A 16,493-nucleotide genomic window follows, 5' to 3' on the forward strand; every position below is an offset into this window, starting at 1 on the left:
GCGCTCGGAGGGCTTGCGCGGGTCTTTCTCATGCCGCCGGGCGGTACGCTCGCTCATGCCCGCGCGCGCGGCGGCGACGGCCTGGTTGTGATGCTTGCGTTCACGCATATAGAGTGCCTTCTGCTGGTCGGTGATGGGTCTACCGGGCAACCGCACCTCCATCGACTTGATCGACAGAGTTCTTGTTTTTCCTGCGGTCGCCCTAACGATCCGCACCGGCCAGTTTCCACCCGAAAAGACGGATCCACCGGGGCCAGCGCGATCCACAAGGCCCGGCCTCACCGACGGCCGGCCGACCTACGGCGCGCGACTGGGGGCGCGCGGTCGGCCGGCCTGTTCGGCCGGGCCTGTGGATCGCCCCGAGCCAGCCGTCACCGGTCAACGTGGCTGACGCTCACCGGCCACCGTTGTTGTCGCAGAACAGCCGCGCCCGATCCGGGTGCCGCTGAAGGCCGAGCGGCCGGCTTGACCGATGCCGGGCCCGGCCAGGCTCGCCGCATGCAGGACCCGCTGCAGATAGGTCTTGCCGGTGCGGCCACCGCGCGCGCGGATCCGGCCGAGCTTCGGCTCGAAGCGATCATCCCCGTCTTTCGCCATGCCGCGCAGATCAGCTCGGAGCCGGCTGGATGCAAGACAACATCATGAAAAGTCCTGTTGAATCCAGGGGTTACGCCAGGCCGGGGAGTCGCCATATCCCCGCATGGCGCCAGAAAAGAGATGTGCAGACAGGACCTTAGGCGCGATTGGCGCCAGTCCTTTTATCTTGCCCTCCCGTCTCTTCATGCCCTTCTCCGCTTCCATCACACTTTCTCGCTGGATCAGCTCGGACCGTGCCCATATCACCAGCCGATGATCAGCCGGGCCCGGCCCAGGATCTGGCGTCGGTCGACGGGCCCGAAGTAGCGGCCATCGAACGACCGCGGATGGTCCTGCAGCAGGAAAACGGTGCGTCGCGTGAGGATATGACAGCCCCGCCATTCGGGCAGCGGACGCCCCATCGCATCCAGGTCCTGGACGCTCGCAACGACCGCTCCGTTGATCGAAATCCGGCCATCGCGCCGACAAATTCGGTCGCCGTCGACGCCGACGACACGCTTGATCAGCGGCACCGCCGGAGCCAAATAACCTCGTGCCTCGACGAGATCTCGAACCCGTTTCGGCACGCGGACGAGGGCGAAATCGCGGCGTTCGATGGGCGCCCGATCGATCAAGTAGAGCCCGATCGGCGAGCTCGGCGAGCCATTGTAGACGATCTTGGTCGGCAGGTTGGCGGTTGATCCGACGCCCAGCGCGATCATTGAAACCGCGGCCGCGGCCACGACAAAACGGCTCATTTCGGGACCACCTGCGCGGCGCGATGAGCCGCATGCTGGGCGGACGTGTAGGCGCGAACCGGCTGGCCGGCGGCGATGCGGTTGTGCAGGTGCCGGAAATACGCCGGCGACACTTCGGCCGGATCGAAGCCATCCGTCTCCAGCACATCGATCTGCTGCAGGGCGCGCTCGACCCGCGCCTTGCCGACGGCGAACAGCAGCACAATACCGCCCGGCGCAACCCCATCGATGCACCGAACATCTTCACCCGGGCTCGCGCTGCGGACGATCGAAAGCCGCCAAGCCTGCGTACCGTAAGCGTTCGCCGACCAGCGCACGTAGCCGAAGAGACGCCCCGGCCGAAAGAACGCGAGCGCCCGCCGGCGGTCGAGCCGATGCTCGACGTCCGGCGTCCCGAAACGCAGCCAGTGGTTCAGGTGCTCGGGATAGAAAGCGATCTCGACCCGCGTGAAGAGCTCACACATCGCCCGTCATGTCCCGCCTGCGCCGATCCGACCAGGCGGTCAGCTCGTCGATGTGGTAGCGCACGTGGCGGCCGTGCTTGCGGTACTGCGGACCGCCGCCGTAGACCCGCATCTTCTCCAGCGTGTTGGGCTGGAGCTTGAGGAACCGCGCGGCCTCGCGGGTGGTCAGGAACGGGCCGTCGCCGGCCGGCATCGGGGATTGGTCGGTCATGTCGCCTCCGGTTTCAGAACGTCTCGGCTATCCGGAGGCAGTCTCGGCCAGCCCGATCCCGGCCGGCAGTATCGTTCGCGAACGTTGCAGCCACCGATACCGTGGCACCCGCCGAGACGGTTCACGTCAGCAGCGCGCGGTAGTCGCCGGCCGACAGCCGCAGGCCGCGTTTGACGCTGCGGATAACCCGGTTCTTCATGGTCTGATCGGGGCTCGACCAGCGCTCCCGGACCGCGTCTTCGCCGTAGAGGATAGTCGCGATCTCGCGATACGAGCGGCCCTGGCGACGCAGATCGAGCGCCATCAGGGCGTCGCGATGGCGCATCGCCTCGACCGTCCAGCCGCCCGTTCGGTCGCCGACCCGGCGCCGCCGGTAGAGATCGGCGAGCTGCTTGATCAGCTGAAGCCGGTGCTCGACGTCTGGAAACCGGTCGATCACGATCTCCAGCGCGAAGGGATCGTCGCCGATCTCAGCCCCCACGCACTGCAGCTGAACGACGCGCTTGCGGTCGCTTAGAAGCAGGTGCTGCGTGCCGTCGGGCATCCGCAGCAGCGTCTTGCGGCAGCGCAGATCGCCCAGCGCGACCACGCTGCCGAAACCCGGCGCGTCACGCTGGCGGACGTAAGCGGACAACACCCGCTGGTAGTCCTCGACCCGCCAGAAGACCTCGGCCCGCAGCGCCGGCACGCTTGGATCGGTGAAACATGGACAGGCCCCAGGCCTCCGCCTCGGGCTGCCGGTGGCGAAGGGCCAGCACCCGCGTGCCGTCGGCCAGGCGGCGGCGCCGCGGCGCCTCGCCGCCGGCGCATCTACAGGCGTCGAGGTAAGCTTGATTGCGCCGGAGATACTCCCAGGCGAGCCGGGAGCGCGTCAGATGCCGCACGTCGTCGTAGGCGCGCCGGTTTCCAATGCCGCCGTTCGCGGCGCTGTCGTCGGCCGTCATCGCATCCACCTCGTCCTGGACCAGGACGGCCGGCGCGCTCAGCGCCGCAAGCTCATCTTCCCCCTCCGGATGGCGCTCGGCGCGCGCCCCTGCTTCGCGCGTGCCGTGTCGTACGCCTGCATGCAAGCGTGGTCTGTTTTTCAATCCAGCGACGAAGATATCGCTCGAAATGGGTAGCGGCTGTGATCAAACGGGGGCGAACGCGCGTTACGTTTGGGCTCCAAAAGGAGGCCCCGCGCCCGAGGGCGCGGGGCCGAAGGCGGTGCGCTAGCCGCGCGGGTTCCAGAGGATCGCCATCACCTCGGGATCGTCCTGGCCCGCGGCTCGCCCCAGATTGGCGAAGATCCGGTTGGGGCCGAGCTCCGGGGCGGAGAAGGTCAGCGAGACGTAGGCGCTGCCGCTGGTCTTGCCGACCCGGTTCCAGCCGCCGCCGATCTCCACGCGGTCCTCGGTGTAGACCCGGTAGTCGGGCTGGCCGTCGCTCTCCTTGGCGGGGTTGGGCAGGATGCGGATGCGCTTCTTCAGGGTCATCATCGCGAGCGTGCCTTCGTATCCGCCGGTCTCGGTCTTCGTCACGTATCCAAGGGCCTGTGCCATCTTTCCGTCTCCTGGTGGCTGTCGCGAGGGCGCCCATCGCCCTGCTGACGCGGGACCGGCCATGGCGGGCGGTGGCCGGCCGAACCCGCAGGGCCGCAGCGCCAGCGGAGGACCGGCAGGCCGGGCTTTTTTGCAGCGAAGCGGCCGCGAGGAGCCGCGTCAGCGGCGGGGAAAAAAGCCCGGACAGCCGGTTTCGGACGGCCGCCGGCCGCCATAGGTCCAAAGAGCAGAAGCAGAGCGGTGGGCGCCTTGGCCGGCCACGAAAACGGGAGACGGATGGCCGCGGGACCGCACCAGACCGTGACGGACGCGCGCCGGCGGACGGCAGCTCCACGCGCCCGGTGCCCCGAAACCGCACCGCTGACCGCTTGCCACGCCACCAGTGCCAAGGAGAGCGACGCCCGGCCGGATGCCGTCGTCACAGGGCCCGCCAGCCCGGCGATCCGTGCGGCTGGAACCGGGTCGGCAAGGCCAGCATGCCAGCGTCCACCTCGCCTGCTCCGCCCGCGCAAGGCACGGTTTCAGTCGCGATCACCGATCTCGGAGTGGCGCCGAACAGGATGCACCGCGGTCGATGTCAGCGATCCACGATCCCGCTTGTCGGCTATATGCCTGCGGCCCCGCCCCCTCGGGCCCGTGGCCGAAATTTTTCGCAGACCGGCCGCACCGTGGCCGGAACACGCCGCCCTTCCAGCGTGTGTGGGGTGCGCGCACACCCTTTGACGCACTTACGGAGACCGGAGAGCACCCGGCAGGCGAGGAACCTCGGCGTCACGCCGGTTTGCACCCCTGCCCAGCGATGAATTGCCTCGGCCATCGAGTCTACCTGGCGTAAAGGCTAGTATCGAGCGCCGCCGTCCTTGGAAATCAGGATGAGCGTGAAGGCTTCCGAGAGGTCCGCCAGAACCCGCGCCAACCCCTGGATCAGCTCGATCGGATGGCGCATCAGGTTGTTCGCGAGACCGATTAGGACGGGAACGGCGTTGCCGCTCACCGCATTGCGGCCGTATCCAGCGCGGTGTCGATCATGGACAGTGCGGCCTCTTCGCCCCGAATTCATAGTATGCGAGGTTCGCCTCTGTCATCGCGACGAGCCGCCGACGCAGTGCGTCATTGTGAAGATCTGCATCGATCAGACACACGAACGCGTCGATGGCCGACGCGATGAAGTTAATATGTCGCCAAAGCGTACCGTCTGCGTCGAAGCCGACGACCTTGACGCTAACCCCAGGACCCATCGGTGCCGCGCCCTTCCCGGAAGTTCGGCGTCGAGTCATGCAGATGACGACATCTCGTGCACCTCGCGCATGAAGGCGTTCAGCTTGCTCGGGTCTAGAACGTCCGACGTGCGCACACCGGTGCACACGTCCAGGGCATAGGGCCTCACTTGCCGGATCGCTGCGGCCACATTGCAGGCCCGTAAGCCGCCGGCCAGGAAGACGGGTCGCGTCGCCTGCTCGACGATTCGCGCGCTGACGGACCAATCATGCGTTTGTCCGGTGCCGCCCAGTTCGGGCGTCGGCGCCGCAGGCCGCCCGGAATCCAGCAGGAACGCATCGACGTAAGGCGCGTAGAGACGGGGCCGATCGAGGGCGTCCGCCCCATCGACGTGCACGACTTGGATGTAACGCACTGAGGGCGGCAGCAGCTCCGCAAGGCGCGCCGCCTCGTAAGGCTCGATGTGATTGACCACCTGCACCGCGTTGACACCGGTGCGCTCGGCATGACTCGCGATGTCGCGTGCCCGTCTACGCGCGGTCAGCAGAACGGTGTACCGCGCCGGCTTCGGGAACCGCTCGCCGAGCGCGGCGCTCAGCGCGACAGCCACGAGCCCGGGATCATATAGGCATGTAAGGACATCCAGCCACAGGCGCCGCTCCAGCGGAAAGACGTTCCCTGAGGGCCGGTAGGCACGACGTGGCCGCGAGTTTGCTTGGGACTTTCGACCCCGCGCTAGACGTGACCTCTCAATAGCTTGTGCATCCGGCCCTGACCGAGGAAGCTGAAGTTGCTGAAGCTTTAGCGATCGCGCTCTAAACCACCGCTTGCAGGCCGGCCACGGTCGCGATCCCGGCGATCATCGTGACCGGCAAGCTGCGCGTGGCGGCCGCGACGGTAAACGCGACGACCGCCGCGACGCCTTCGATGCGCCCGGCCTCGGCCAGAAGCAGCGTGACCAAGGCCGCTATCAGGCAGCCGGGCAGCGCGTCAAAAGCCCGGGCCCAACGCCCCGTTGCCGGCAGGTGCGCGCCCGCCAGATAGCCTGCCAGCCGGATTGCGAAAGTCAGGCCGGCCAGCCCGGCGATCAGCGAAACCGCCTCAGTCATCGGCGTGTCCGCCCCCGCCGGTAACAGCCGCCGTCGCGGCCCCGGCGATCCCGGCTACAACGAGTGCCCAGGCCGGCGGCAGACTGGTCAGCCAGATCAGACCCGCGGTCGTGGCGATTGAGACTCCCCAGGGCCCGACGTCGCCCAGGCCGCGCCAGAGGTTGCGTAGAATCGCGACGAACGCCGCGGTGAAGGCGAAGCCCAGGCCGAGCGCGTCCGGGTCCGGGATAAGCTGGGCGAAGGCGGCCGCCGTGGCGGTCGTCACTACCCAGACCGCGAGCAGGACCAGCCCGCCGCCCACCAGAAACCAGTAGCCCGCCGGCCGTCCAGCGACCCGGGTGGCGTGCAGCAGCGCCCAATTCTCGTCCGTTGCCAAATGCAGGCCCAACAAGATCTGCCAAGCCGGCCGGCCGCGAAGCTCCTGACGCAGCGAGGCGGTCACCAGCAGCAGCCGCAGGTTCAGCGCCGCTCCAGCCACGACGGCGGCCCCGACCCCAGCACCGGCGACCAGTTGCTGCACGGCCATGATCTGGGCCGAGCCGGCGAACACCGTCGTCCCCATCACGGCCGTTGCAAACACCCCGAAATCCGCCTGCGCGGCCAACACCCCAAATGCCAGACCATAGGTCGCGACCCCGAGGGCTAGGGGTAGGATGTCACGCTGGCCAGCCCACAACTCGGTGTGCCAGCGATCGGATGCGTTTGACAGCACGACATTCCTCCATGGCACAGCGAACGATGTTCGATATAACTAACGAGACCAACAGTCGTTCGTCAATTCGAACGATGTTCACCGAAGAGAACGCCTCATGACCCCATCGACCGTCATCGCCAGCGCGATCCGCCGCGAGCGGAACCGGGCCGGGCTCAGTCTGTCCGGCTTGGCGGCTCAAGCGGGGCTGTCTAAATCAACGCTGTCGCAGCTTGAGGCGGGCCAAGGGAACCCAGGGGTCGAGACGCTCTGGGCAATCGCTGGAGCGCTCGGCGTCCCTTTTAGTTTCCTGTTCGAGGCCCCAGACAAGCAGCCGCAGTTGATCCGGGCGGGGCAGGCTCCAGTGGTGCAAGCGGAGGGCAGTGCGTTCGCCGCTAGTTTGTTGTCGGCAGGGGTGCCGGGACGCCGCCGCGATCTCTACCTCGTGGCGCTCGACGCCGGCGCAATCCGCACGGCCGAGCCGCATCCCTCGGGCACCATGGAACATGCACTGCTGCTCGACGGTTACGCGGACATCGGACCGACGGACGCCATCGCTCGGCTCGGCCCCGGCGACTACTACCACTTTCCGGCCGATGTCCGGCACCGTTACGCCACAACGGACAGGCCGGCGCGGCTGTTGCTCGTGATGGATGCGACGGGCTGAACGGCCGCGGGGGCTGTGCGCGCGAAACGAGGGCACGAGCCCGGGTGCGCCTGGGCACACCCGCAAACATTGCTGGTGCGCCTCGCAAGCTAGTGTAAAGGCGGCTGTGGGGCAGGTCCCGAAGTGCCTTCTTTCGACGTCGTCCTCCGGTGTCGAGGGTACTCCTGACTTCGATGCTGCGACCCTCACCGGCAGCATCTGGCCAAAGCGGCCGCTTGTCACTGTCGGCCCTTCAATCTGTGAACGTGCCTGGGCTTTCGCCTTCTTTTCCCTTGCGGCACCAATTGGCCTTACATGCACGCCACGGCTTTTCCGTGTTGGTTGACCTTTCCGGGTCGGTGTGAGTGACGGCGCTGCCTCGATAGCGGCTTGACCAAAATATATCGGCATCCTATACAATAAGGGATGAGCACGGACTGTACCCAGATTGCGCACGCCTTGGGCCAGTTGGGCCTTTACCTGCGCAACGCGCAGTGGCGCGGGGAGCAGACGGAGGCGCTGACGCCGACGCAGGTTGGGGTCCTGACGGCCCTACACCGAAACGGCCCGGCACGGGTTCAGGCGCTCGCCCGACAGTTGGGCACGCGCCACGCGACGATGAGCGAGGTGGTCTCCACCCTGGTCCGGCGCGGCCTGGTCGCCAAGGAACGCGATCCGGACGACGGGCGGGCCATGCGGATAGCGCTAACTCCCGAGGGTGCCACTGTCGCCGCCGAGCGGGACCGGGTCCCGCCCGGCCTGAGCCGCGCGATCGACCGCTTGGAGGCGGGCGAGCGGGCCGCCTTCAAGCGCACGCTGGCCGCGATTATCCGCGACCTGCAAATCGCGGGCGAGATCGCCCCGCAGCGGATGTGCGTCACCTGCCGCTTCTTTCGGCCCAACGCGCACGCCGACGCCCGCGCCCCGCACCATTGCGCCTTCGTCGACCAGCCGTTCGGCGACGCGACGCTGCTGTTCGACTGTCCCGACCAGGAGGAGGCCGACGCAGCCGACCGGCGGGACATATGGAGCCGCTTCCGGGCCGGCACGCCGCCGGCCGGGTAGACGGGAGCGCCCGGCCCGCGGCCACGGGCCGGACGCTCGACTTTGCCACCTCTCTCGCCAAAGAAAGGAAGCGCGTGAACATGACACGCTCTCCCGTGACGAACCAAGCCCGCCGCGCCCGCGGTGCGCTTTGGTCCCTTATGATGCCGGCGGCGCTCTTCGCCAGCACCTCCTGCGCCACCGCCGGCGGCGAGCAGGCCGCCGACCCTCACGCGGGCGGCATCCAGGCCGAACGCGGCAACGCCGAGCGCGCCAGCTTCGACGTTGTCCACGCAAAGATCGCCACCGACGGCAACACGGCCGTGTTCCACATGGCCGTGGCCGGGGAGGCCGGCGCGGTGAAACCGGCGCCGACCGGCGAAACCGCGGGCTCGGACGTTTACGCCTACGTCTGGCCGACGACCCTCGACCCATCCAAGGTCGGCTTTCCTCAAAATGCCGGCATCCTGGCGCTGGCGGTGACCGCGCACCCAGACTTCGACGACACGCCACTGTTCGACGAGAACGGCGACGGCCGGCGCGGCAACGACGGGGCCACCTGGCACAGCCACTGGGTCGTGCTCGGTCCCGCGCCGGAGTGCGGCCCCGACGCACTGAAGGTGAAGGACATCCCCGAGGGGGCGAGCCCGGACTTGCCCAAGACTTGGCCCGGCCTTCCAATCCTGATCGACAGCCCCGGCTGGGACCCGACCTTTGCTGGCGACACGGTCGAGGTGCGGGTGCCGTTCGAAGAGATCGGGCCGGTCCGGGGAATGGCGTTCGACGGCGTCACCTCCGGCCTCAAGGTCAACGGGAACCTGCACAAGCCCTTCCTGTGCATCGCGGGGACGTTCGACGTCGCCTCTGGCGACCTCAGTCTGCCTGGGCAAGTTACATACTGATCCAGGCCTGCCGGCGGCGGTCCCAGCACCGCCGCCGGCGTTCCCCGGTCCACCCGAATTGCCCGCGCCAGAGGTTTCCGATGACTGAATGGCTCCCGACGCTTCAGACCGAGACGCCCGAAGACGCCTACGAGCTCGCGATCAAGCTGGCCCGGGTCGCGGTCAAGAAAACCCAGTCCGACGCCGAAGCGCGCGAAGCGCTGCGCGCCGACTACGCCAACGATGCCGACGCCCTGATCGCGGTCTCGCACGTGGTCGCGGTCAACTTCGCCACGATCGCGGCGGCCAACAGCTACTGGCGGAAGTCATGACTGGTCAGACCGCGCTCGCACTCCGCCACGTCGCCTTCGAAGACCTCGGCCTCCTCGCCCCTTTGCTCGCCGAGCGCGGCATCGCGGCGCGCACGCTGGATGCCGGGGTTGACGATCTGGCTGCGGTCGATCCGCTGGGCAACGACATGCTGGTCGTCCTCGGGGGCCCGATCGGTGCGACCGACGACGCGGCCTATCCGTGGCTGGCGGACGAGCTCCGGCTGATCGAACGCCGGCTGGCGGCAGGGCGCCCGACGCTCGGCATCTGCCTGGGCGCTCAGTTGATCGCGCGTGCTCTGGGAGCCGCCTGCTATCCAGCACCGGCCAAGGAGATTGGCTGGGCCCCCGTAGAGCTGACCGAAGCCGGCCAAGCGAGCTGTCTGGCGCCGCTTGGCGAGGGGACCAGCGTGCTGCACTGGCACGGCGACACCTTCGACCTGCCGAGTGGCGTCACGCACCTCGCCGCAACCGAGATCTGCCAGAACAGGCGTTCAGCTACGGCCATAACGTCCTGGCGCTGCAGTTCCATCTGGAGGCGCACGGCCCGGACATAGAGCGCTGGCTGATCGGCCACACGGTCGAGATCGGCACCACGCCAGGGATCGACGTGGCCGGCCTGCGCGCCGACACCCGGCGCCACTTCCCCGCGCTTGCCGAGCAGAGCCGCCGCTGCTTCGAAACCTGGTTCTCGGAGATCGGACTATGACGGTCGACCTGACGGTGGACGCCGTGCTCGTGGGCCGTCCGGTCGCCTTCGGCCCGAACGGCGAGCCGAGCGGCATCCATAAGACCCCCTGCGCCGGCCCGGTCTTCGTGACGGAGACCGGCCTCGCCGGCGACGGCCAGGGCGACACGAAACGCCACGGCGGACCGGAGAAAGCCCTGCACCACTATCCAGCGGAGCACTACGCGGCATGGCGACAGGAGATGCCCGAGCTGCCATCGCTGGTCCCGGAGCCAGGTGGCTTCGGGGAAAACCTGTCGACGACCGGCCTCGACGAAGCTGGCGTGTGCATCGGCGACGTGTTCGAACTCGGCACCGCCCGCGTGCAGGTGGCCCAGGGCCGCCAGCCCTGCTGGCGCCTCAACCTGCGTTTCGGGACGAACGATATGGCGCGGCGGGTTCAGGCGACCGGCCGCACGGGTTGGTACTACCGTGTGCTGTCCCCGGGCTTCGTGACACCCGGCGACCGCTTGTTTCTCGTTCACCGACCGAACCCAGCATGGCCGCTGACGAGACTACTGGACATTCTCTACCGGGACATGCTGAACGCCGACGCGCTGGCCGCGATGGCGCAGTTGCCAAATCTCGCCGAGTCCTGGCGTGCTCTCGCCCGTAGCCGCCTCGAGCGCCAGGACATCGAAGATTGGACGCGCCGTCTCACCACGCCAGGGCGCCTTTGACCCCGAGCTCCTGGTCGGCTTCGGGTCAATGGAGCGGAAATTGTGCAAAACAATCATCCGAGTGCACCCACCCCGCTGGCGACACTTCCAGCAAGCCAGATGAGGAGCGCATTTAACGCCGCCATCCAAAGCCCGAAGCGAAGAACCCGTGTTTGTTCCGGCGCAGTAGCCTGCGCCAGACCGGCCAGCATGGCGACGATTGGACCGGATGCGAGAACGGCGTGGCCGGCTGCACTGTTTTGCACCGCCGCGAACACGACGCCAGCGCCGGCGTCGGCGCCGAACGCCTGTGCCGACCCCATCAAAAGGGCGTTGCCCGCCACGTTGGACCCCGAGACATAGCCGGAAACGGCACCAGCAGCGGCCGTGACCGCCAAATCGAAGCCGCCTGATAATCGGTGGCCCACGCGTGCCAGCTCCTGGATCAGTCCGGCGTGGTTCATGATCTGAGCCAGCAGGAGAAACAGGGTCAGCGCGCAGACGGGCTTGACAGCGCGATGCACACCCGCGGTGAGATCGGCGCCGACAGATCCGTAGCGGGCGGTGAGCAACATCGCGGTAAGAAGCGCCAAACCAGGCGACGTCAGAGGTTCCCAGGTCACCCCACCGCCGCCGATCTCGAACGAGCTTGCCGTTGGCACGACTTGCAGAAGAATACGGTGAAGACCCGCCAGGATGATCAGGACGGCAAAGGGCCAGGCCCCAGTTGGCAGCCGCGGCAAGCGCCAGCCGGCGAGGCGCAGCGCGCACAGGCCAACGCCCATAGCGCCACCGCCAGCCGCTACGCCGGCGATGGCGGGGCCGAGGATGGCATTTGCGGCGACGATAAGCCCGACGAAAGTTATGCCCAATACGGCCCCGAGAATTTGCCAACCCAACTGCCAACCCGACGCCAAGCCGGTCGCGACGACAGCCGCTGCAGGGAAAACCGGAGCGCTCGTAAAGGCTGACGTCAGCCCGAGCACATTGGCCGGTACCCCAGCGATTCCTGCTCCGACCAAAGTCGCGAGGCCAAGGGTGCCCCACGGCATCACGTTGACGCTGACCAACGCTGTTTTAAGCGCCGTTTCGCGCGGCAGAAAAGCCAGCGCAGCCGGAATAACCACGACCAAGCAGACGCCGAAGCCGGTTAGGGATTCCACGAACGGGGCCAGCCCGACCACCAGGATTGCGGCCTTGGCCGGCGCGGGCGCCGGGATCGCCTGCATCCACTCCGCGAGTGCGGCCGCCGCACCCCGGCGCTGGCTGATCTGCAGGAACATCAGGCCCGGCAACAGGACGCACCCAGCACTGGCCGCCAGGATCGTCGTTCCAGCCAACACGGAGCCGATCGCGATGGCCTGGGTCCGCATCGCCGCGACCACCGCGACCGCGGCGATGGTCCCAAGCGCCCCAGCTTCCAAAGGCGTGCGCCTGAACCCCAGTACCGCAACACCGACGGTCAGAAGCGGGACGGCCGCGACCAGTGCGCTCATCGCTACACGTCGAGCGTCACTTGGGGCAGCGTGCCGCAATCGCGTGCGCGCGGGACCGCACTGCAGGTGAGCACCTCATCCGGACCGACGGCTGCAGTCGGCCGACGGCGATAGTGCACCTCGCCGTCGATCAGCCGCGTTGCGCAGGTACTGCACTCGCCGCGGCGGCAATCGGCTGGCAACGCGACACCCGCTGCTTCCGCCAGGTCGAGAAGGCTACCGCTTTCAGGCCGCCAATCGACCTGCTTGTCGCTGCGTTGGAACACGACACGCGCTTGCTGGGCCTCGCCGCGATCCATGTCGTCGCCGTCAGGCCGGCGGTGGATGTCGTGTGCGCCGAAGGACTCTGTGAAGATCCGTTTGTCCGGCACGTCGATCTCGCGCAGACCATCGTAGAACGCCTGCATGAAACTACGCGGGCCGCACAGGTAGACGTCGAAAGGACTTGGCGGAAGAAGTGTTTTCACGGACTCAACGGTGAGATGGCCAGGCGCGTCGTAGTCCCGCCCTCTTCGGTCATACGGCCCTGGACGCGAGAGCCGGAAATGCGTTCGAACCCAATCGACGGCCTCTTCGAGCGCTTTCACCTCGGCATGGAACGGACGCACCTTGCTCGTGCGATCGCCGTGGAAAAACCAGACTTGGCGGCGGCCTCGACCAGCCAGCCCATCGGCGACAACCTGACGAAGCATGGACACCATCGGCGTCGCCCCAATCCCAGCCGAAACCAGAACGAGCGGGCGGCCTGTTTCGGTATCTAGGGTGAACCGACCGTTTGGTGCCTGCGCGTCGAGACTGTCGCCAGGTTCATAGTGGTCATGGAGAGTTTTCGACCCGTGCCCCGACGGATCGCGTTTCACGGAAATTCGCATGCGGTTGTCGGCCGGCGCAGTCGAGATCGTGTACCGGCGGATGACCCGCTGGGCGCCTTGGCCTGGAGCAACCCGCACCGGCAGATGCTGGCCTGCCAGGAACGGCGGGAGTTGTCCGCCATCCGCCGGCCTAAGATAGAACGACCGGACGGTTTCGCTTTCGTCCGCCACGTCCGTGATCTGGTAGGTCCGCCAGGCGGCCCGGGCGCGCGCGTCCGCCAGATAGGGCGCAGCCTCGCTCCACGTCCCGGTGGCGAGTGTGGTCGGGGCGGCGTCGAGATAGGTCGAGCGCAAGGGCACCGCTTGGCTCAGACGCACGCCCCCCTCGATCCGCAAGCGCCATGCCCGTTGCGCCCCCTTGAAAGCCCGGACCTCGGGACCATCCCAAATGATCTCGACATCGCCCGTTAGCTGCAGGAGGTCCCCAGACTCGAAGTCCACGAAGGTGATGCCTGCGCGCGGGTCCTCGACCAGGTTACCAAGCGTGTTGAAGAAGTTGTTCCCAGCGTAGTCCGGGACCAGGAGATGGCGGTCGTCCTCAATCCGCACGAAGCCAGGCCGTCCACCACGGTGCGAAACGTCCGCGCTCGACGTTGCGCCAGCATCGGTGCCAGGGCCGACGCTGGCAATGAAGAAGGTATCTGCCGTCCTGATCCAGTCGCGCGCCGAATGATCGAGACGGTCCAGGCCTAGCCTCCCCGTCGGTTGCGCATGTTCGGGGTCCTGGCCGAATTCGGGCTGGCGGCGCTGGATATACTTCGGACAGTTTCCGTAAGCTTGGGTCACCGCGATCTCCAGAGTCTCGCTCCAGTGCGTGACCTGTCCGTTGACGCGATTGCGCCGACGGGTTTCCAGATCGATCCCAAGGAGTCCAATCGGATGCCCGGTCTTGAGACCTGCGAAAAAGGGGTCGTCCTGGCGGGCCGGCGTCTGGATGGTCAGCCGGGTTGGGTCGTGGGCGTCGATGAAGCCGGGCCGGCCCACCATGACCGATGCCCACACGCGCGCGTCTGGATCCACCGAGCCGACCGCAACGAACGGCAAGTTTTCGAAAAACGCCTGGTGTTCCGCGGTCATTTGCGGCCGCACCAGTGATTGGCCGACGTGTTCCGTGTCCTCACGCACACCGACACGCGCTTGCACCCAGCGCTCGCCCTGGTGAAACGGCGATCCGCTCGATCCCGTCATAATTTGCGCTCCTTGGGCCCGTGAGGCGCCTCGGGCTTCATCAGGCTGCGTAACCGACGGCCGTCGGCTGCATGGCCACGAACCCGTCCAGGCTCTCCAACCGGCGCAACCAGTCGCGGATGTTCGGGTACGGTGTCAGCGAGACCTCGCCCTCAGGTGCGTGCGCCGTGTACGTGTAGCAGGCGACGTCGGCGATGGTGGGACGGTCGGCGGCCAGCCAGCTCCTGCCACCGAGATAGCCATCGAGCACGCCGAACAACTCCTGCGCGATCGCCTTGGCGCGGGCATGATCGAGCTTGGCGCCAAGCACGGTCACAAGCCGGGCGTCGGCCGGGCCCTGCTTCAGTTCACCGGCGGCCACCGACAGCCAGCGCTGGACCTGGGCCGCCGTTTCCGGTTCCACGGGACACCATTCCGGATTGGCATAGCGTCGCGCGAGATACACCAGTATCGCGTTGGAATCGGCGATCGTGACATCGCCGTCCTCCAGGACCGGGACCTGCCCGAACAGACTCTTCTGCAGAAAGTCGGACTGTTCGTGGGCCCCGTTTGGGAGATCGACCTCGACGATTTCGTGCGCGAGCCCGGTCAGGGATAGAAAGAGCTGTACGCGATGCGAATGACCGGACAAGGCGTGGCGATGAAGCGTCAACATGACTCACCTCTCGTACTTGAATGATCAAAGCGCCGTGCTTGGCGCCGTGCTTGGTGAAGGTGAGTGATTTGGTATTTGTTGACAATACGGCTATTTAGGATAATACTGTCAACATACCGTTGACGAAGGGTGCCATGGATCGATTGGACGCGATGCGGGCCTTCGCGCGCGTCGCCGAAACGGGGAGCTTCTCCGCGGGCGCGCGCGAGTTGGGGATCTCAAAGGCCCTGGTCAGTAAACACATCCAGCGCCTTGAAGAGTATCTCGGTGCCCGGCTACTCAACCGAACAACGCGCCGCGTTTCCCTGACCGAAGTTGGGCGAGCGTACTACGAACAGTGCGTCGACGTGCTCGAACGCGTGGCGGAATTGGAAGCCGCCGTGCAGGCGCACCAGCGGGAGCCGTGCGGCCATCTCCGGATTAGCGGCCCCCGTGTATTCGGCGAGGATGTTCTGGTCCCTTGTGTGCGCGACTTCTGCACGCGCTACCCACAGGTCACCGTGGATCTCATGCTGGAAGAGCGGCTCGTCGACATCGTCGCCGAGGGCTTCGACGTCGCGGTGCGCATCGGGCGGCTTGCCGACAGCAGCATGATTGCGCGGCGCGTCGCCGATTATCGGTATGTCTTGTGCGCGGCCCCCTCCTATCTAGCTCACGCGGGAACCCCGGAAACGCCGGAAGACCTACAACATCACAATGCCATCGTGAACACGACGCTTACGCCAACCGACCAATTCGAGTTCCAGCGGGAAGGGAGCACGTTCAATCTCACTGTACGGCCGAAAATTCGCGTGAACTCGGGACGCCCGGTAAGAGATTTCGTGGTCAATGGCGATGGCATCGGGCTCTGTCTACTGCCAACCGTAAAGCAAGAACTGGAAACCGGCGCACTCGTTCGCCTGCTCGAAAGGTTTGAGGCTTACAACCGTGATGTCTCAATTGTTTATCCCCACGGCCGGCATCTATCCGCCAAGGTGCGGGCTTTCATTGATCATATGGTTCAACTGTTCAGCGACAATAACGGTGGCCGGTGAGCGTCAGCCACGTTGACCGGTGACGGCTGGCTCGGGGCGATCCACAGGCCCGGCCGAACAGGCCGGCCGACCGCGCGCCCCCAGTCGCGCGCCGTAGGTCGGCCGGCCGTCGGTGAGGCCGGGCCTTGTGGATCGCGCTGGCCCCGGTGGATCCGTCTTTTCTGGTGGAAACTGGCCGGTGCGGATCGTTAGGGCGACCGCAGGAAAAACAAGAACTCTGTCGATCAAGTCGATGGAGGTGCGGTTGCCCGGTAGACCCATCACCGACCAGCAGAAGGCACTCTATATGCGTGAACGCAAGCATCACAACCAGGCCGTCGCCGCCGCGCGCGCGGGCATGAGCGAGCGTACCGCCCGGCGGCATGAGAAAGACCCGCGCAAGCCCTCCGAGCGC

General features: G+C 66.8%; 22 protein-coding genes. 8 read left to right on the plus strand and 14 right to left on the minus strand.

The features are described from left to right. Positions 1–378 precede the first annotated feature (378 nt). The 6 genes from CKO28_RS21255 to CKO28_RS29635 form a co-directional block, all read right to left on the minus strand. Complete coding sequence (locus tag CKO28_RS21255; RefSeq protein ID WP_200342831.1) at positions 379–597, minus strand: hypothetical protein; 219 nt, start codon at positions 595–597, stop codon at positions 379–381. A gap of 242 nt (positions 598–839) precedes the next feature. Further along, on the minus strand, positions 840–1,319 hold the full coding sequence (locus tag CKO28_RS21260) for a S26 family signal peptidase (RefSeq protein WP_200342832.1): 480 nt from the start codon (positions 1,317–1,319) through the stop codon (positions 840–842). An 11-nt stretch (positions 1,320–1,330) separates the two neighbouring features. Further along, positions 1,331–1,798: a DUF2840 domain-containing protein gene (locus tag CKO28_RS21265; RefSeq protein WP_200342833.1), complete on the minus strand. Its 468-nt coding sequence runs from the start codon at positions 1,796–1,798 to the stop codon at positions 1,331–1,333. Continuing rightward, entirely contained in the window at positions 1,791–2,009 is a 219-nt protein-coding gene (locus CKO28_RS21270) for a helix-turn-helix transcriptional regulator (protein ID WP_200342834.1), read from the minus strand. Before CKO28_RS21270 ends, CKO28_RS21265 begins: the two co-directional genes overlap by 8 nt. A 121-nt stretch (positions 2,010–2,130) precedes the next feature. Next, entirely contained in the window at positions 2,131–2,697 is a 567-nt protein-coding gene (locus CKO28_RS21275; RefSeq protein ID WP_200342835.1) for a DNA -binding domain-containing protein, read from the minus strand. Next, entirely contained in the window at positions 2,618–2,953 is a 336-nt protein-coding gene (locus CKO28_RS29635) for a transcriptional regulator domain-containing protein (protein ID WP_437127647.1), read from the minus strand. The genes CKO28_RS21275 and CKO28_RS29635 overlap by 80 nt, the downstream gene beginning before the upstream one ends. Between CKO28_RS29635 and CKO28_RS21280 the strand changes: the two genes are divergently transcribed. Next, positions 2,885–3,130, plus strand: a complete 246-nt coding sequence (locus CKO28_RS21280; protein ID WP_200342836.1) for a hypothetical protein — start codon at positions 2,885–2,887, stop codon at positions 3,128–3,130. The two genes, CKO28_RS29635 and CKO28_RS21280, sit on opposite strands and share 69 nt — an antisense overlap. 90 nt (positions 3,131–3,220) lie before the next feature. Here CKO28_RS21280 and CKO28_RS21285 read toward each other — a convergent pair whose 3' ends face one another. The 5 genes from CKO28_RS21285 to CKO28_RS21305 all read right to left on the minus strand — a co-directional run bounded on the left by CKO28_RS21285 (position 3,221) and on the right by CKO28_RS21305 (position 6,589). Then, entirely contained in the window at positions 3,221–3,550 is a 330-nt protein-coding gene (locus CKO28_RS21285) for a DUF736 domain-containing protein (RefSeq protein ID WP_200342837.1), read from the minus strand. 838 nt (positions 3,551–4,388) lie between these two features. Then, positions 4,389–4,544, minus strand: a complete 156-nt coding sequence (locus CKO28_RS21290; RefSeq protein ID WP_200342838.1) for a hypothetical protein — start codon at positions 4,542–4,544, stop codon at positions 4,389–4,391. 279 nt (positions 4,545–4,823) lie between these two features. Further along, the gene (locus CKO28_RS21295) at positions 4,824–5,378 is read right to left on the minus strand and encodes a phosphoribosylanthranilate isomerase (protein WP_200342839.1); all 555 of its coding nucleotides are present in this window, start codon (positions 5,376–5,378) and stop codon (positions 4,824–4,826) included. A gap of 205 nt (positions 5,379–5,583) precedes the next feature. Next, a complete protein-coding gene (locus CKO28_RS21300; RefSeq protein WP_200342840.1) occupies positions 5,584–5,877 on the minus strand; it encodes an AzlD domain-containing protein in 294 nt (97 codons plus the stop codon). Then, on the minus strand, positions 5,870–6,589 hold the full coding sequence (locus tag CKO28_RS21305) for an AzlC family ABC transporter permease (RefSeq protein ID WP_200342841.1): 720 nt from the start codon (positions 6,587–6,589) through the stop codon (positions 5,870–5,872). The genes CKO28_RS21300 and CKO28_RS21305 overlap by 8 nt, the downstream gene beginning before the upstream one ends. A gap of 97 nt (positions 6,590–6,686) precedes the next feature. On the opposite strand from CKO28_RS21305, the gene CKO28_RS21310 reads away from it, so the two are divergent. From CKO28_RS21310 to CKO28_RS21335, 6 genes are all read left to right on the plus strand, one after another. Beyond that, entirely contained in the window at positions 6,687–7,235 is a 549-nt protein-coding gene (locus CKO28_RS21310) for a helix-turn-helix domain-containing protein (protein ID WP_200342842.1), read from the plus strand. Positions 7,236–7,640: 405 nt separating this feature from the next. Continuing rightward, positions 7,641–8,279: a MarR family winged helix-turn-helix transcriptional regulator gene (locus tag CKO28_RS21315; RefSeq protein WP_200342843.1), complete on the plus strand. Its 639-nt coding sequence runs from the start codon at positions 7,641–7,643 to the stop codon at positions 8,277–8,279. Positions 8,280–8,359: 80 nt separating this feature from the next. Next, positions 8,360–9,160 (plus strand): hypothetical protein, encoded by an 801-nt coding sequence (locus tag CKO28_RS21320; protein ID WP_200342844.1) that lies wholly within the window; start codon positions 8,360–8,362, stop codon positions 9,158–9,160. Positions 9,161–9,240: 80 nt separating this feature from the next. After that, complete coding sequence (locus CKO28_RS21325; RefSeq protein WP_200342845.1) at positions 9,241–9,471, plus strand: hexameric tyrosine-coordinated heme protein; 231 nt, start codon at positions 9,241–9,243, stop codon at positions 9,469–9,471. Then, positions 9,468–10,025 (plus strand): glutamine amidotransferase-related protein, encoded by a 558-nt coding sequence (locus tag CKO28_RS21330; protein WP_242480705.1) that lies wholly within the window; start codon positions 9,468–9,470, stop codon positions 10,023–10,025. The genes CKO28_RS21325 and CKO28_RS21330 overlap by 4 nt, the downstream gene beginning before the upstream one ends. Before the next feature lie 148 nt (positions 10,026–10,173). After that, complete coding sequence (locus tag CKO28_RS21335; RefSeq protein WP_200342846.1) at positions 10,174–10,875, plus strand: MOSC domain-containing protein; 702 nt, start codon at positions 10,174–10,176, stop codon at positions 10,873–10,875. 53 nt (positions 10,876–10,928) lie between these two features. Here CKO28_RS21335 and CKO28_RS21340 read toward each other — a convergent pair whose 3' ends face one another. From CKO28_RS21340 to CKO28_RS21350, 3 genes are read right to left on the minus strand one after another with little or no spacing between them, the layout of a single operon-like run. Further along, positions 10,929–12,350, minus strand: coding sequence for an L-lactate permease (locus CKO28_RS21340; protein WP_200342847.1), 1,422 nt, complete (start codon positions 12,348–12,350; stop codon positions 10,929–10,931). A gap of 2 nt (positions 12,351–12,352) precedes the next feature. Further along, positions 12,353–14,410, minus strand: coding sequence for a pyridoxamine 5'-phosphate oxidase family protein (locus tag CKO28_RS21345; RefSeq protein ID WP_200342848.1), 2,058 nt, complete (start codon positions 14,408–14,410; stop codon positions 12,353–12,355). Between the two features lie 40 nt (positions 14,411–14,450). Then, complete coding sequence (locus tag CKO28_RS21350; RefSeq protein WP_242480706.1) at positions 14,451–15,065, minus strand: glutathione S-transferase family protein; 615 nt, start codon at positions 15,063–15,065, stop codon at positions 14,451–14,453. 134 nt (positions 15,066–15,199) lie between these two features. Here CKO28_RS21350 and CKO28_RS21355 point away from each other — a divergent pair, with 134 nt between their 5' ends. Further along, complete coding sequence (locus tag CKO28_RS21355; protein WP_200342849.1) at positions 15,200–16,099, plus strand: LysR family transcriptional regulator; 900 nt, start codon at positions 15,200–15,202, stop codon at positions 16,097–16,099. Positions 16,100–16,493: the final 394 nt, after the last annotated feature.

The sequence above is a fragment of the Rhodovibrio sodomensis genome (assembly GCF_016583645.1).
GTDB classification, from domain to species: Bacteria; Pseudomonadota; Alphaproteobacteria; order Kiloniellales; family Rhodovibrionaceae; genus Rhodovibrio; species Rhodovibrio sodomensis.